This is a genomic window from Lancefieldella rimae ATCC 49626 (assembly GCF_000174015.1).
Classification (GTDB): Bacteria; Actinomycetota; Coriobacteriia; order Coriobacteriales; family Atopobiaceae; genus Lancefieldella; species Lancefieldella rimae.
The window spans coordinates 42,111-58,610 of the sequence record NZ_ACFE01000001.1 but is presented as its reverse complement, the minus strand read 5'-3'; the positions used below and the strand labels follow the sequence as shown (position 1 = coordinate 58,610).

Sequence of the window (16,500 nt, the reverse complement as noted above, 5' to 3'; positions counted from 1 at the left end):
ACCTCATCTATGAAAAGTCGGTAATCTGCTGCTTGAGTTGTGCAACAAGAGTTTCAAGCTCAGCGGCACGCGAGCGCTTCTTCTCGATGACCGCTAGCGCGGCCTTGGCAACAAAGCCCTCGTTGGAAAGGGTGCGCTTGACGCCGAGAAGCTCTTTTTCGGCGGAAGCAAGATCTTTCTCAAGACGTTTTGCTTCAGCCTGCAAATCAACAAGATCTCCCAGAATTACATACAGCTCAAGACCGCCCTCGGCAACAGAAATGGAACCCGCAGGCTTTTGGATGTCCTCACCGATGTGTAACTCAGAAATGCGACCGACGCTCCGGATAAAGCCCGTCTGCTTTGTAAGCGCATCGGCATCTTCCGCCGTTGCACGAACCGCCACGGAAAGCTCCGCCTTTGGCGACAGGCGATAGCGTGCCCGTGTTGAGCGAGCCGCAGAAACAACCGTCTTTGCAAGTGAGAAGTTATGCTCGGCCTCGTCATTCATGAAGCGAGCAAGCTCTTGAGGCTCCGGCCATGCGGCAGTCATCAAAAACGTTGCATCATGGCTGAACACGCCCGATGCAGGAAGGGCATCCCAAACGCTCTCTGTCACAAACGGCATCACAGGATGCAAAAGGCGCATAGACACATCCAACACAAATACAAGATTTCGCTGAACTTGGAGGCGCTCTTCAGTATCTCCGTTCAAAAGACGAGACTTGCAAAGCTCAATGTACCAGTCACAGACATCGTTCCAGAAAAACGTCTGGATGTTACGGGCATAATCGCCAAAGCCGTATGACTCAAGTTGTTCTGTAGTCTCCGCCGTCACGCGAGCAAGACGCGAGAACATCCACGCATCTTCGGGCGTTTTGGCCTTTGGCTCACCTGGCGTATAACCGTCAAGGTTCATCTGTACAAACCGGCTTGCATTCCAGATCTTGGTCACAAAAGAGCGCGCCTGATCGGTTCGTGGAGACTCAAGAAGCTCCTTGGTTTTCTTATCCAAAACCGCATCAAACTTGACGTCTTGGTTGTTGGTAATAAGCGTCAACAGGTTATAACGCATGGCATCGGCGCCGTACTTTGCGATAAGATCCATCGGATTTACGCCGTTACCCTTGGACTTTGACATGCGGCTACCGTCTTTAGCCAAGATGGTAGCGTAAATAAACACGTCATGAAACGGAATCTCCTTGGTAAAGTAAAGCGAGCTCATAATCATGCGTGCCACCCAAAGAGCAATGATATCGCGAGCGGTTACCAGTACCTTTGTGGGATGATGACCCTCAAGCTGCTCAGGATGCTCAGGCCAGCCCTGTGTGGCAAAAGTCCAGAGCTGCGAGGAGAACCAGGTATCCAAGACGTCCTCATCTTGGCGTACATGATGGCCGCCGCACTTGGGACAGACATCGGTATCCTCCATAAGGGCGTCTTGCCAGCCACAATCGTCGCAGTAAAATACCGGAATACGATGACCCCACCAAAGCTGCCGGGAAATGTTCCAATCACGAAGGTTATCCATCCACGTGAGATAGGTCTGCGTCCAGCGCTCGGGATGGAAGGTAACGTCTCCTTTGCGAACCGCCTGTGCAGCAGGTTCTTTAAGCTTATCAACGGCAACAAACCACTGCTCGGAGAGCCATGGCTCAAGCGTTGTGCCACAGCGATAGCAGTGCATGACGGAGTGCTCAAGGTCTTCGATGTGGTCGAGAAGGCCATGCTCTTCAAACCATGCCACAATGGCAGCACGCGCCTGATCACGATCAAGGCCCGAGAACTCACCGTAACCGGGAACGACCACCGCGTGCTCATCAAAGATGTTGATTTTCTCAAGACCATGCGCCTCGCCCATTGCAAAGTCATTGGGATCGTGCGCCGGAGTGACTTTCACAAAGCCCGTGCCATATCCGGCGTCCACGTGCCAGTCGGAGAAGATAGGGATCTCACGATTCACGATAGGTAGCACCACCGTAGCTCCCACAAGATCAGCCTTCTCGGGATCCTGCGGAGACACTGCCACACCCGTATCACCAAGCATTGTCTCGGGACGCGTGGTAGCAACCGTAATGTATTCAATACCGTTGATGGGCTCTTTCAGTGGATACCGCAAATACCACAGATGACCCTTCTCGTCAGCATATTCCGCTTCGTCATCGGAGATGGACGTTTCACAGTGAGGGCACCAGTTGACGATGCGCTTGCCGCGGTAGATAAGGTCATGGTGATACCAGTCCACAAAGACCTTACGCACAGCGCGGGTATACTCCGGCGACATCGTGAACTTCTCATCATCAAAGTCAATGGAGCAGCCCATGCGCTTAATCTGCTCGACGATGGTGCCACCGTACTCACGCGTCCAATCCCAGCAAGCCTCAATGAACTTCTCGCGACCAATCTCAAGGCGAGAAACCCCTTCTGATTTCAGCTTTTTATCAACCTTGGTCTGGGTAGCAATGCCCGCGTGGTCGGTTCCCAGGATCCAACGCGTGGAATAACCACGCATGCGGCTGTAGCGGATATACGTATCTTGAATGGTGTCATCCATGGCATGACCCATGTGGAGAATGCCGGTAACGTTAGGTGGCGGAATCACAACGGTGCGATCTTCTGTGCCTTTACTGCGACCATAGCAGCCGGCTTGTATCCATTTTTTAATGAGCTCAGGCTCAGTGGCCTGAGGGTCATACGTCTTGGGCATTTCTTCCACGGTATATACGCCTTTCACATGCTTCGAATAACGTTGGGACTAGCTAGCAGAACAGTATAGTGTATGTAGATAAGTGTACTTCGAAAAGGTCTAAGAACAAGATAATCCTCACGTTTTCAGTGGCATTACAAATCTATTACAAGATTCTGCAACTAATCCAAAAAATGATAGCTTTGTATTGTCGTAACAAGACTCAAATCTCTCCATAAAAGGAGATTCGAAATGAATATACCAATGGCTGAGAGAGCTTGGAGAGGGATTATATGAACGACGACGCAAAAGAGATTCAGTATAAACTCAGACGAAGCCTTTTTTGGGACAATAAGGGACTACTGTTTGGCTCATTTTTCTTTAAGACCAGTTTCGATCTTGTAACTGTCTGCTCTCCATACATCACTTCAGTCCTTATGAATGCCGCCGTCTCAGGCTCAACGAATGACTTTATACGCGGTTGCATCTTTGCTGCCATGCTAACAGTCACAGCAATAGTCAATAGATTTATCATCCGATACTTTGTTCCTGAGTACCTCTATCATGCTGCCAATTCATATCGAAACGTCGCCTTCAAATACATGCTCAAAAAGGGAATTAACTCCTTCGAACAGGATGGAAGTTCTGCATATATATCTGCACTTATTAATGATCTGAACTCCATCGAAACAACGTATCTCGAAGACATGTTTACTCTAGCTGCTGACAGTATCTCTTTTGTCGTAGCCCTCATCATGCTTCTAGTGCAAAGCGTACCTTTAACGCTTGTAGCTATCGCAGCTTCAATTCTTCCTCTCATAATCAGCGTAAAACTGGGAGGCGCTCTTGGTGAAATTCAGAAAAGATCGTCAGAAAAAGCTAGTGAATTTATCGCTCAAGTATCCGATCTCGTAAAAGGATTTCCTTTAATAAAAGCCTACGGGGCCTCAAAGGCTGCCTTAAAACTCTTCAAAGCGGATAATAGTGCACTTGAAACTACTAAGAGAGAACGTAGAAGAACCTCAATTTTTATCAACATTCTCAGCTGGAGCGCATTTGGCCTCTCCCAATGGGCTGTACTTATTGCCGGTACATACCTCTGCATCACAAACCAAGGTGTTACCCCTGGTGTCATTCTTATGGCAACGTTGCTTATGAATTACATCAGTCTCCCTCTTCAAACCATACCTCCTATACTTGCGGCACGTAAGGCATCAAATGATTTGATTTCAAAGTTTGCAGATCTTCTTGCCAGTAACAAAGAATCCGAGGGAGCAGACGAATTAAATACAGTAGAACACGGGATTACCGTAAGCGGCCTCTCTTTCTCCTACGAAGAGGATGCGCCTGTACTGCGGGATATCACAGTAGAATTTGCTCCCAAAAAGAGTTATGCCATTGTAGGTGCCTCGGGCTCTGGAAAATCTACGCTGTTTAACCTACTCATGGGAGGCTATTTAACGTATCAAGGCAACATCTTCTATGATGGACTTGAACTTAAAGGTATCAACAAGAAATCACTCTATCAAAACGTCTCTCTCGTGCAGCAGGAAAACTTCCTGTTTAATGCTTCTATACAGGACAACATTACCATGTTCGGAAACCATCCTGAAGATGCCGTTATGGACGCCTGCAGGCGCGCTGGTCTCGCCGAATTTATCGAAAAGAACGGTCTTGATTACCGTTGTGGTGAAGGCGGCTCCAATCTTTCCGGTGGAGAGCGCCAGAGGATCTGCATTGCCAGAAGCCTGCTCAAAGGTTCAAAAGTGCTCCTTTTGGATGAGGCTACATCTGCCCTTGATCATGCGACTGCAGACCAAATTATCAGCTCAATCACAAACCTCACAGATACCACTCGCATTGTAATCACACACAGCTTAGAGGAAGCTCAGCTTACAAAGTTTGACGAGATCCTGGTGATGAAGGATGGACGCCTTGTTGAACAGGGAACCTTCGATGAGCTTATGGCCCATGACGATTACTTTAAGGCTCTCTACACCCTTGAACAGTAGGATAAAACTGTATGCTTAAAAGGTATACTAAGCAGCAGTTATTTCTACCCAAGGAGACCTATGGCAGAGCAGATCCCAAACGCAACAGCACGGCTTGAGCTGATTCTTGGACACGAACGTCTTGCTCGTCTTGAAAGTGCCTGCGTCATGGTGCTTGGCCTTGGAGGCGTCGGGTCAAATTGCGTAGAAGCACTTGCGCGCGGAGGGATTGGTCACTTTGTACTGGTAGACGCTGATACCGTGGAAGCGAGTAATCTCAACCGGCAGGCCATCGCCTTTGTGCATACCTTGGGCCAAAAAAAGACGGATGCTACCCGTAACCTCATTTTAGACATCAATCCTGCTGCTAAGGTGAAAACCCTCGATGCGTTTCTTCTCAAAGACAACACGTCTACGCTGCTTGATACACTTCCCCATCCCGATGTACTTGTGGATGCCATCGATACCGTATCTGCAAAGCTTGCGGCAGCCCGCTGGGCTCAGGAGAGGGGTGTGTATTTTATTTCCAGCATGGGAGGCGCCAACAAGATACATCCCGAATTACTTAAGGTCTCCATGCTCTCCCAAACTCATGACGATGCCTTGGCGCGCATTATGCGCAAAGAGTCTCGCAAGCGCGGTCTGAGCGATTTTCGCGTGGTATATTCGCCCGAGCCGGCACGAGAGGTTCTCGCACCTAAAGACGCTGAAGGCAAGGCTGCGCAACTTGGTACCATGTCCTATATTCCACCCATCATGGGACAGTTGATTGCAAGCGATGTCATCTTGCATCTGACGGGTCTGAACCAAAGCGAGGAAAATCGTGTATAACGAACCCATAACCTCTCAAAGCAACACCGTGTTTGCTCAAGACATTGCCGCACTTGATTACTTCGACGCTCACGTGCACCTAGATCTTATGCCTACCGCAGGTGAGGTGGCGAGAAGTGCCGCGTCTCATAACTTCGGTTTCTTTTCCTGTGGGGTCTCTCCTACCGATTTTTCCAACACTTCCAAAATGCTCACCGGTAGAGCCAACCAACCAACCGCACCGGGAATCCGTATTGGCATAGGAGCCCATCCGTGGTGGATTGCGGATGGTCGGGTAAGTAAGGCCGATATAGAAATGATGCTCGACACCATATCTGACGTGCGCTTTATTGGTGAAATTGGCTTGGATTTCTCTTCTCGCTTCAATGATGCCGAAGTGCGAAAGCGCCAGCTTCATGCGTTCAAAAGCATCTGTCGCAAAGTCGCTCAAATCCCTGCCGACGACGCACCCAAAATTCTTTCGATTCACGCAGTCAAAAGTGTTGATGCGGTGCTCGATGTGCTAGAAGAAACCAAAGCGCTTAACAGGTGCCGAGCCATTTTGCACTGGTTCAGTGGCTCATCGAATCAACTGCATCGCGCCATTTTAGCCGGCTGCTGGTTTTCCGTTGGCGAGAAGAGTCTCAAGACCGGCAAAGGACGTGAGTACGCAAAGGTCTACCCGGCAGATCGCTTGCTTACGGAAACAGATCTGCCTTCGTCTGAACATCCAGCATGCAGCATCGAGGATCTTCTCGCCGGCATAGAGCGAGCCTGCAGGGGGTTGAGTCAAGCTCGCGGATATGACGTACAAGATGAAGTAATTACCAACGCCGCAACCTTATTTGGCGCGTAAGTGCTAAAGTTTGATACATGAGAAAACTACGCAAAACAACTCCTCCGCGGAGCTTCGCCACCAACCGCAGTCCGCTTCCGGGCGCAATGCTTGCCAGCTCATCTGATGAGTTGGGACTTGCCCTTGATGACGTGGTGCTTGTCTTTGCCTGTAGCGATAACTTTGTGCCGTATCTCTCTGTTGCCGTACAGTCAATCATTGAAAACGCCAGCTTAAATCGCAATTATGACGTAATCGTGCTCACGCGTGATCTCTCACCCACAAGCATGATTACCTTAACGCGCCAGTGTCAGGTGACGCCCAATGTAGGCATCGGTTTTCTGGATGTTGATGCGGCTTTGGGTGATATTGAACTTCCTCATCACGGCCATTTTCGCCCCGAGACCTATTTTCGCCTTTTGGCACCATCGCTTCTACCAAACGTTGCCAAGGCTGTCTATCTTGATTCTGATTTGGTCGTCAACCACGATGTTGCAGAACTTTTTGACATTGATGTTACGGGATACCTTGTAGCGGCCACACGCGATGCCGATACCATCGGTCAGATTGACGGCTACGATTCGACTGTGGGTCCATACCTTAAAGATGAGCTCGGCATGAACGATCCGCATGACTACTTCCAAGCGGGCGTTATCTTGATGAACCTTGCCGAAATCCGCACTTCCATTGCTCCCGAAGAGTTTCTCAAAGTTGCCACCATGCGCAACTGGCGCTGGCTTGATCAGGACGTGCTGAATCGCTTGATTAATGGCCATTACCTGCGCATCCCCATGAAGTGGAACTACCTTGCAGACTGGCAGTTCTTACGCCGCACACACATTGTGGCACAGGCTCCAAAAGACGTTCGCGAGGAGTACGACGAAGCTCGCTCAGACCTCTGCATCGTACATTACGCCGGACCCGACAACCGCCCCTGGTTGTATCCCAACTCCGATCTGGCAGGGCTTTTTTGGTTCTACGCACGCCGTTCTCCCTATCTTGAAGAGCTCCGCTCGCAACTGGAAGAATCGAGAAGAACCGCCAAGGGTCTTGCACATCGTGTTCAGTCGGGCATTATTTTCCGCGGCATCTTGCCGCTGTTTGACCGCGTATGCCCACCGGGATCAACAACACGGGTGCGCGTCATTGATACCTATAGCAAGCTGGGCGGCAGCAACCTATAAGGGCACTACCGCTTGCTCCTTCCTTGCAAAGAGCTCCCAAAACGCAACGGCACTTGAAGCGGCCACGTTAAGCGAATCCACCGCATGAGACATCGGAATAATTGCCGTTTGATCGCAGGCCTCAATAGTGCGTTGATCAAGACCGTATCCTTCCGAACCAAAAAACAATGCGTGTTTTCCCAACGAAGAAGTACGCTTGATGTCCGTGAGAGGAACTGCCGTATCCGTCAGTGCAAGCGCCGTAGTAATAAAACCTTCCTCATGAAGCATGTGCATAAGACCTTCAACCCAAAGCTCCTCCGGCACGTGCGCCCAGGGTACCTGAAATACCGTACCCATTGACACACGAATTGCCCGCCGAGCCAGATGGTCAGCACAATGTGGTGCCAACAAAACCGCATCCACATCAAGCGCTGCAGCATTTCTGAAAACCGCTCCCACATTGCTTACGTCCACAAGATTTTCAAGCACCGCAACCGTGCGCGCTTTGCCAAGAGTCTCAGTGATTGAAGCTCCCTGTGGGCGCTCCATAGCAGTAAGTAAGCCACGCGTGATCTTATAGCCCACCAAACGCTCCAACTCTTGTGGAGGCATCACTAAAAGCGGAATAACGTTTTGGTCCTGTGTACACCGGTGCCATCCACAACGCTCAAGAATTTCTGAAGCTTGAAGAATATGTGCAGTATCTGTCAAAAAACTATATGGAACTTGTCCGGTTTGCAAGGCAACTTCAACCACAAAAGGACTTTCACAGATCATTACCGAATGAGCCGGATCAAGACGATTGCGCAGTTGATTGTTGGTAAGATGGGCGTATACACCAACCTCCGAATCCTCAAATGAGTCTACGTTTTTCACACGAAACTTTTTCACAACACATTCTCCTCAAGATTTCCAAATAAAAGCCCACCTAAATATCTTAGAATAGCGTATTGGTGCGACAACTATCCTAAACGTACCTTACCACCAAAGTTTGAGCTAGACAGGAGTTCGCGTGGCTAAGCATTTTGCCGACAGTAATGAGATTCTTGAATCCCAGCCAAAGCATCTTTCAGACGAGGAAACTCTATCTCATACCGATGAAACCGCCCCTTCTCATCAAGAGACTCACCAGGAACTTGGCGCAGACTCCGGCGAGAAGGTCTCTGGATCAGAATCTAACGCTGCATCTGACACTGATGCATCTCACATTGAAGATGCCAAAAGTGCCACAACCGCAATTCAAAGCGTAGAGCGCTACAAGATTGATACGTCCGTTCTTCCCCACATAGACGCAAATACCTTTGCCGCCTCCGATACGGATGGTGATTCAGCTACCGCTACAGCCACGAGTCTGGACGATGGGGCAACCGTATACATGCCACCTCTTGAGACCTCTGAGAACAAAGCACCTCGAAAGAAGCGTAAGCTCTGGCTTATTCCCGTCGTTTTTCTTGCCGTACTTACGGTGATTTATTTTGGAGGCGTACTTCTCTTTCATTTTATTTTCCTGCCACATACCACAATATATGGCACCGATTATTCGCTGAAGCCAACTTCGGCTCTCGCAACCTCAATTGAATCTGATGCTTCAAACTATACGGGTCATATCTCCGGCAATGGAGTTGACCTTACCCTTAAGGCCTCTGATATCAATCTTACCTACGATGGTAAAGGGTACGCCGAAAGCGCCAAATCACAAGAGAATATATGGGCATGGCCCATGGAAATCTTTAAGTCTCGCGACTTAAAGCCGGTTGGTACCGCTTCTTATGATCACGATAAGCTCAAAGCATATGTTGACGAGATTATACAGAAGGGTACCGCCGCTGCAGGCGAGCAGGACCACAATGGCATTACGTTTGACTCGGCTTCCGGAAAGTTTACGATGTCTGAGCAAGCACGAGCCATGCGTCTCTCCCCCGATGCCGTGGATCAAGAGGTTGGACAGGCATTCAATTCTCTTCAAAAAGACATCAAGCTTGACGACAGTGTTGTTTTAAGCGCCAAAGAAATTGACACCGCCATTGCAACCGCAAATGCTTATGTTTCCGCAGCTCCAAAACTTAAACTTGGCAACAATGACGCCGGTGCAATTACGGCAGATCAGGTAGCTTCTTGGATTAGTTTTGATGAGAATCTCAACGTAACCCTCAACGAGCAGGCAATTAAAGATTATGCCCATGGAGATCTCTCAAAACAGCTTGACTCCAAGGGAACAGCCCGTACCTATACACGTCCCGACGGAAAAGAAATCACAACCGCCGCTGCCGGTCACTACGGCTGGTCCATCGATGGCGACGCAACGGCAGATGCCATTATCAATGCCATTAAGAGCGGATCGGCACAACCAACCGTGGATGTTCCTTGTCTTCAGTCTGCCGTTACCTATGACCCCGGCAAACAGGACTGGGGTAAGCGCTACATCGACGTTGACCTTTCCGAGCAGCACGCCCGCCTCTACGATGACAATGGTTCAATCATCTGGGAAGCTGATGTGGTTACCGGCATTCCTGATGGTCATCACAATACACCTGAAGGCGTTTGGGATATTACCAGCCATATTCGTGGTGCACGACTTCTTGGACCCAATGATGAATCCGGACGTCCCGGTTGGGATACCAAGGTTGATTTCTGGCTTGGTGTCAAGGGTCAGGAGGCAGGCTTCCACAACGCTCCGTGGCGTAGTGCTTTCGGCGGACAGATTTATAAGACGGGCGGAAGCCACGGCTGCATTAATCTCAGTTATGACGACGCTGAAAAACTTTTTGATATCGCAAAAGACGGAGACCCCGTCGTCATCCATTACTAGCGTTACAAGTTCATATCATTCATATCAAAAGCTCCATTTTCACATCAGGACCACCTGTTCCACAGATGGTCCTGATGTTATATGTTGCGTATGCGTTGGAATAACGAAAGCTCAGCTGAAAGTTCTTCGCAGGTTTGAATGGGTTTAGTGCGGAGCCATCGCACTTGCCGCAATTGTCTCAACCGGATTGACCTTCAGTAATCTCTTCACCACAAACTATGAGTGGATGATGATCTTCTCCATCATGCTCTATAACGGAGAACGCGGTAGGGGCTCAAAATACTTCTTCTACCTCTTCTACCCCGCTCATATTTACATTCTATATCTTATTTCCTACGTCATGAGCCGCTAACGCATGGCTATCCATAAGCTCCGCATGTCGCATTAAAACTTAGGTAGCTGTCCTCCTCCAAAGCCCATATTGCGCATCATGGCTTCCATTTGACGACGACCTTTCTTAGCGTTGCCGCTCTGCGTCATGGCTCTCATCTTCCCCATCATCTTATTCATCTCGCCCCACTGACGAATAAGCTGATTGACCTCTTGAATGGTACGACCGGAACCATCCGAGATGCGTCTGCGGCGCTGGCCGTTAATGATCTTAGGCCGCATCCGCTCTTCTTTTGTCATGGAGTGAATGATGGCTTCAATACGTCCAAGAGAACTATCGTCAAGCCCTCCTTGCTGAGACATCAAACGATCTCCACCGGGAAGAGCACCGATCAGCTTTGCAAGACCACCCATTTTACGAATCTGCTGCATTTGAGCGAGCAGATCGTCCATGGTAAAGCCTTCACGAAGCATACGCTCCGCATCCTCAACTTGCTTCTCATCGGCATTTTTCTGGGCCTGCTCAACGATGGAGATGACATCGCCCATACCAAGAATGCGCTTTGCCATGCGATCCGGATGGAAGACCTCAAGCGAATCGGGCTTCTCGCCCATGGAAACAAACTTTACGGGTTTACCGGTAACTTCTCGAACAGACAAAGCTCCGCCGCCACGGGCGTCGCCGTCAAGTTTTGACATGATGACGCCGTCAAAATCCACGCGTTCGGCAAACGTGGTTACGACGTTCACGATGTCTTGTCCGGTCATGGCGTCCACAACCATGAGAATCTGATCGGGTTTGACTGCCTGCTTGATGGCAACAGCCTCCTGCATCATTTCTTCATCAATCTGAAGACGACCGGCGGTATCGACAATCACGATGTCGTTCATGTTATCAACGGCTTGCTGAATGGACGCAGACGCGATGGCCACGGCATCACGTCCGTCTCCGCGATACACCGGTACTTCAATTTCTGAGCCAAGAGTCTCAAGCTGATCTGCCGCCGCAGGACGGTGTACGTCACAGGCCGCTAAAAGCGGATGTTTTCCCTCGGATTTCAAAAGATACGCAAGCTTCGCTGCTGCAGTAGTTTTTCCCGAACCCTGAAGACCCACAAGCATGATAACGTTGGGAATGCGGTTTTGAGCCAGCGTAAGCTTTGACTCGGTAGATCCCAAAAGGGATGTCAACTCATTAAGTACGATACGCACGACGTTTTGGGCGGGAGACAGCGAATCAAGCACCTCAGCCGTCAGACATTGCTCTTTGCAGCGGGCGACAAAATTCTTAACCACGCGATAGTTAACATCGGCCTCAAGAAGGGCCATACGGATTTCACGCATGGCGACATTTATGTCATCCTCCGTAAGACGACCCTTGCCACGCAGCGCGTCAAAAGTGTTTTTGAGGCGATCTTGCAGGCTGTTAAACATTATTGAACTCCTTCGCCCACGAGTGCTGCACAGAAATCATGCGCATCAAAGGTTTGCAAATCATCAATGGACTCGCCCACACCGATACGGTAAATAGGCAAATTGAGCTGGTGAGAAATAGCAAGCGCAATACCGCCTTTTGCAGTACCGTCGAGTTTGGTAACAATCAGCCCGTCCAGATCCAGCGCATCGTTAAACTCTTTGGCCTGGTTCAAGCCATTTTGACCGGTTGTGGCATCAATAACCAAAACCACGCTTACCGGCGTTATGCCCGCACGCTTACGCGTGACCGAAACCACCTTCGCAAGTTCCCGCATTAAATCGGACGACGTATGCAGGCGTCCTGCGGTATCAATAAGCACCAGCTCAGAGCCGCGCTTCTCGGCCTCTTCAATGACGTCATAGCAAACGCTTGCCGGATCCGCTCCCCGCTCGCGGGTCACAACCTCAACGCCGGAGCGACTCCCCCACACCTCAAGCTGCTCAATCGCTGCCGCGCGAAACGTATCGGCTCCTCCTATCAGCACGCGCACACCGTCGCTCTGTGCGCGCCCCGCAAGCTTACCTACCGTAGTCGTCTTTCCGGCACCGTTAATGCCCACAAAAAGGACGATGGACGGAGTATCAACAAAAGGATCTCGAGAAGCACGCGGAAACTCCTCGGAAAGTCTCTCAATAAGTGCACTGCGAAGTTGATGGGAGCGCGTAAGGTTTTCTTTGGCTGCCTGTTCCCGAAGGTGATCGGTCACACGAATGGCCACCTCAGCACCCATATCACCCATTACCAGCGTATCCTCAAGGTCATCCCAAAAGTCCTCGGTAACCTCACCGCCCATGTAAAAAATCTCATTGATCGTCTCACGGGAACGCTCAAGTCCTCGACGAAGGTTGTCCATGAAGCCCATCAGGCATCAACCACCTTTCCGGTTGTGTGATCAAGTCTCTGCGAAACCACATGGCTTACACCGTCTGCCTGCATGGACACGCCGTACAGAACATCCGCCTGCTCCATGGTACGTCTTTGGTGCGAAATAACAATAAGCTGCGTGGCTTCTTTAAGCTGCTCGATTGCGTCAAGCAACTTGGAGAGGTTTGCGTCATCAAGCGCTGCCTCAACCTCATCAAATACGTAAAACGGAACGGTCCGCGTGCGATACACAGCAAAAAGAAGCGCCAGCGCCGTAAGGCTCTTCTCGCCGCCGCTCATCAGTGTCATTTTTGTGATACGTTTTCCACGCGGTTGCGCCACAATCTCGATGCCCGTCTCGGCAAGGTGTTCTGGATCGGTCATTTCAATATGGGCATGGCCACCCGGAAAAAGCATCGAGAAGACCGCTGAGAAATTCTGGTTGACCTTTTCAAAAACAACCAGAAAACGATTGCGCATTTTTCGCTCAATAGCGGCGGTAATTTTCTTAAGAGAAGCGCGCGCCGCCTCTAAGTCTTCTACCTGCTCACCAATATAGTCGGCTCGTTCTTTGAGACGCAGATACTCATCCATTGCAACCTCATTCACCGGGCCGATACTTGCAAGCTGTTGGGTTAAGCGGGCTATCGTGCGCTCCGCAGCATCCCTGTCTTCAGGCTCCGGGAGTTGCAGCGCCTCATCAAGGATGGCTCCCATACCCACAATGGCGTTAATTGCATTTTCCACCTGAACTTCAAGACGACCCAGCTCAACACTCACTTCATTTACACGGCTTCGTTCCTGCTCAAGATCGGCGGCCGCAGCGCTCGCCGCGTCTTTTGCCTCGCCAATCGTGGTGCGGAGCGACTCTGAATCGGCTTCGGCAAGCGAAGCTCGATCCTTCAAGCGAGAAGCCCACTCAAGTGCCTTGGCATGAAGTGCACGGTAGCGATCATAGAGAGGGTCAACTCGTAGACGAATAACCTCAAGCGCATGAGAAGCCTGCTCGGTTGCCTCAATTTGCTGTTTGAGATTTTGTGCGCGGACGGCAAGCTCAGATGTACGGGAAGTCAGGTTATCATAGCGCTCAGAGGCCATGACACGCTTCATACGGGCCTCGGAAAGCTCATGTGACGTTTTACCTTGGGAGCGCACCGCCTCATCGTGTTGAGCCTTTATGTCAGCCAGCTGTTGCTCAAGCTCTTGGGTCTGCTCTTTTGCTTCTTGTGCCGAGCGTCTGTGCTCTTCAATATGGGCTCGTGCATCTTTTGCATGCTCAGCAGCGGCCGCGCGAGCCTTCGTAACCTGGCTCTTCTCCGCCTGTGCAGACGTCAACTGATTTTCAAGACGGCCTCGCTCCGCCGAAAGCGAAGAGAGTTCTCCCGAAAGACGAGCGACTTCTCCTTTTGCGGCGGCGCTCTTCTCGCGTGACTCGGCAAGCTCCACTTCCGCCTGTTCGGTTGCAGCATGTGCTTGGGTATGTGCGCGTATAAGGGCGTCCATGTCCTTTTTCAGAGTGCGAATGCGACGCTTGCGCTCAAGAGAGCCCGCTTCCACAGACGTCGCGTCTCCTATGATGAGGCGGCCGTCCGGAAGGACAACAACGCCATCTCGGGTTGCGTAGGTATATTCCGGAAGCTTTTTATGGGCGACAAGTGCTGCGTCTACGTTTTTTACCACGCGCACATTGCCAAATATTGCCTCCAGGAGCGGTTGCGCTTTTTGATCGACACGAAGTTTGGAGAGAAGTGCCTCTCCGTCTGCGTCGTCCGGCGCGGACTTTGCGGATGCGTGCGTGGGCAAAACAATCGTCGCTTGGCCCTCAATATCAGTTTGTGCAAGCGCCGCCTGCACAAGCGATTGAGCCGCGACATCGGAGCCGGTTACAAAGGCAGCCAAGTCGTCGCCCAGAAGACGCTCGATCAAGGGTTCGAGGCTGGAATCGGTTGCCTCAATATAATCGGCAAGCCTCCCCTGTATCAGATGTGCGTGTTCCGCATCGCCGGCAAGCGCAGAAGCGCGCGGGCTTGTCTGAGCGACTTCAACATCAAGAGATTGCAGTGCCGCAAGCGTTGCCTCGGCATCCGATTGCGCACGACTTGCCTCTTGCTCCCGCATACGTGCCTGTTTCAAGGCAGCGGTATTCTCGCTTATTTTTACCGCCAAGGACTCGGCCGTATGACGTGCCGTTTCAAGGCGGGCACTCACATCTGCTTCACGCGTCACTCTCTCGGCAAGTGCCTCCGTCGTAGTCTCTATAAAGTCTTCTATCTGGGTCAGTCGAGATGCATACATCTCGTCTTCAACCTGCGCGTTTGTAATTTGCTCTTCAAGTTTTATCTGAGCAAGCGTTTCCTTATCGGCAATTGAGCGAGAAGTGCGCTGCTCGGCGTTTAAGCGTTGAAGTTTACGGTCAAGCTCCTTGCGCGTTGCAACGGCTGTCCGAGAGGCCTCTTCAAGCATCTCTTGCGTACGTATGAGTTCCTTCTTTTGAGCGGAAACTTGCAGGAGCTGTTCTTCAAGACGTTCGGATTCCGTCGTTACCTCTTGGTATTGCTTTCCCATAGTGGACAGTTGCATGCGCATGTCAGAAAGGCGAGAAACCATATTCTTGCCTTTCTCCTCCAAAAGACGCATATCAGAGCCCATACGACCAAGCACATCCTGCATACGACGGCGCTGCTCGCCTAAATCACCAACAAAAAGACCTTTTTGTTCAAGCAAAGCTTGTAGCTTCTCAAGCTCTTTAGCCTTCTCGTCTGAGCGATATTGTGCCAGCTCAATAGCTGCGTTTGTCTCGTTTTGTTTCTCAATAAGTTTTGCATGGTTGCGCTGCAACTGACGCAGATCATCAACGGCAAGCTGAACGGTGAGTTCGGACAATTGTTTCTGAAGTGTTTTTGCCCGAGACGCCTTATCTACCTGCTTTTCAAGCGGTTTCAGTTGACGGTGTATCTCACGGGCAACCACCTTAGCGCGCGCAAGATTTTCATCCATGGCTCCAATCTTGCGCTCTGCTCGCTCTTTTCGGCGCCTATGTTTTGAAATATCTGCTGCTTCTTCAATGAGTTCTCGACGCTGTTCCGGGCGGCTTGATAAGATGGAATCAAGCTTGCCCTGGGAGATGATGGAATGCGTATCCTTTCCAAGGCCGGAGTCATGCAAAATGTCCTGAATGTCCATAAGGCGCGACGGAGCTCCGTTGATGAGATATTCCGACTCCCCCGATCGGTACATACGCCGCGTAATCTCAATCTCGGAAAAATCAATGGGAAGCGTGTGGTCGGCGTTATCAAGAACCAACGTAACCTCTGCGACGCCCACTGCGCCTCGTGCGGACGAACCCGAAAAGATAACGTCTTCCATTGCCTGCCCACGGAGCATTTTTGCACTCTGCTCACCCAACACCCAAAGGATTGCGTCAGAAACATTTGATTTTCCCGAACCGTTGGGGCCAACCACTACGGTCAGTCCCGGGTCAAAAACCATATGAGTTTTATCCGCAAACGATTTAAAGCCTTTCAGCGTGAGCGCCTTGAGATACAACTGAAAC

General features: G+C 50.6%; 11 protein-coding genes. 6 read left to right on the top strand and 5 right to left on the bottom strand.

All coding sequences use genetic code 11. The features are described 5' to 3' along the window. Positions 1–7 precede the first annotated feature (7 nt). A complete protein-coding gene (locus ATORI0001_RS00230) occupies positions 8–2,695 on the bottom strand; it encodes a valine--tRNA ligase (RefSeq protein ID WP_003148230.1) in 2,688 nt (895 codons plus the stop codon). A gap of 263 nt (positions 2,696–2,958) precedes the next feature. Between ATORI0001_RS00230 and ATORI0001_RS00225 the strand changes: the two genes are divergently transcribed. Genes ATORI0001_RS00225 through ATORI0001_RS00210 form a run of 4 tightly spaced genes read left to right on the top strand, consistent with a single transcriptional unit; the run spans position 2,959 to position 7,485 of the window. Beyond that, the gene (locus ATORI0001_RS00225; protein ID WP_003148570.1) at positions 2,959–4,677 is read left to right on the top strand and encodes an ABC transporter ATP-binding protein; all 1,719 of its coding nucleotides are present in this window, start codon (positions 2,959–2,961) and stop codon (positions 4,675–4,677) included. 60 nt (positions 4,678–4,737) lie between these two features. Next, positions 4,738–5,487 carry a tRNA threonylcarbamoyladenosine dehydratase gene (locus ATORI0001_RS00220; RefSeq protein WP_003148688.1) on the top strand — a complete coding sequence of 250 codons (750 nt, stop codon included), beginning with the start codon at positions 4,738–4,740 and terminating at the stop codon, positions 5,485–5,487. Then, positions 5,480–6,322, top strand: coding sequence for a TatD family hydrolase (locus ATORI0001_RS00215; RefSeq protein WP_003148414.1), 843 nt, complete (start codon positions 5,480–5,482; stop codon positions 6,320–6,322). The genes ATORI0001_RS00220 and ATORI0001_RS00215 overlap by 8 nt, the downstream gene beginning before the upstream one ends. Positions 6,323–6,339: 17 nt before the next feature. After that, complete coding sequence (locus ATORI0001_RS00210; protein WP_155811515.1) at positions 6,340–7,485, top strand: glycosyltransferase family 8 protein; 1,146 nt, start codon at positions 6,340–6,342, stop codon at positions 7,483–7,485. On the opposite strand, the gene ATORI0001_RS00205 is transcribed toward ATORI0001_RS00210, so the two are convergent. Further along, entirely contained in the window at positions 7,480–8,358 is an 879-nt protein-coding gene (locus ATORI0001_RS00205) for a TrmH family RNA methyltransferase (protein WP_003148489.1), read from the bottom strand. The genes ATORI0001_RS00210 and ATORI0001_RS00205 overlap by 6 nt on opposite strands. A 121-nt stretch (positions 8,359–8,479) precedes the next feature. On the opposite strand from ATORI0001_RS00205, the gene ATORI0001_RS00200 reads away from it, so the two are divergent. Next, the gene (locus ATORI0001_RS00200) at positions 8,480–10,276 is read left to right on the top strand and encodes a L,D-transpeptidase family protein (protein ID WP_003148458.1); all 1,797 of its coding nucleotides are present in this window, start codon (positions 8,480–8,482) and stop codon (positions 10,274–10,276) included. A 157-nt stretch (positions 10,277–10,433) separates the two neighbouring features. After that, complete coding sequence (locus ATORI0001_RS08095; RefSeq protein WP_155811527.1) at positions 10,434–10,628, top strand: TraX family protein; 195 nt, start codon at positions 10,434–10,436, stop codon at positions 10,626–10,628. A 32-nt stretch (positions 10,629–10,660) separates the two neighbouring features. Here ATORI0001_RS08095 and ffh read toward each other — a convergent pair whose 3' ends face one another. From ffh to smc, 3 genes are read right to left on the bottom strand one after another with little or no spacing between them, the layout of a single operon-like run. After that, on the bottom strand, positions 10,661–12,040 hold the full coding sequence (gene ffh, locus ATORI0001_RS00195; RefSeq protein ID WP_003148614.1) for a signal recognition particle protein: 1,380 nt from the start codon (positions 12,038–12,040) through the stop codon (positions 10,661–10,663). Then, positions 12,040–12,945 carry a signal recognition particle-docking protein FtsY gene (gene ftsY, locus ATORI0001_RS00190; RefSeq protein ID WP_003148760.1) on the bottom strand — a complete coding sequence of 302 codons (906 nt, stop codon included), beginning with the start codon at positions 12,943–12,945 and terminating at the stop codon, positions 12,040–12,042. Before ftsY ends, ffh begins: the two co-directional genes overlap by 1 nt. After that, positions 12,945–16,493, bottom strand: a complete 3,549-nt coding sequence (gene smc / locus ATORI0001_RS00185; protein ID WP_003148598.1) for a chromosome segregation protein SMC — start codon at positions 16,491–16,493, stop codon at positions 12,945–12,947. Before smc ends, ftsY begins: the two co-directional genes overlap by 1 nt. Positions 16,494–16,500 lie beyond the last annotated feature (7 nt).

What these genes read in the sequence shown, in the direction of transcription:
- ATORI0001_RS00225 (WP_003148570.1), top strand. Translation starts at nt 2,959, where the DNA reads ATGAACGACGACGCAAAAGAGATTCAGTATAAACTCAGACGAAGCCTT.
- ATORI0001_RS00220 (WP_003148688.1), top strand. Translation starts at nt 4,738, where the DNA reads ATGGCAGAGCAGATCCCAAACGCAACAGCACGGCTTGAGCTGATTCTT.
- ATORI0001_RS00210 (WP_155811515.1), top strand. Translation starts at nt 6,340, where the DNA reads ATGAGAAAACTACGCAAAACAACTCCTCCGCGGAGCTTCGCCACCAAC.
- ffh (WP_003148614.1), bottom strand. Translation starts at nt 12,040, where the DNA reads ATGTTTAACAGCCTGCAAGATCGCCTCAAAAACACTTTTGACGCGCTG.
- ftsY (WP_003148760.1), bottom strand. Translation starts at nt 12,945, where the DNA reads ATGGGCTTCATGGACAACCTTCGTCGAGGACTTGAGCGTTCCCGTGAG.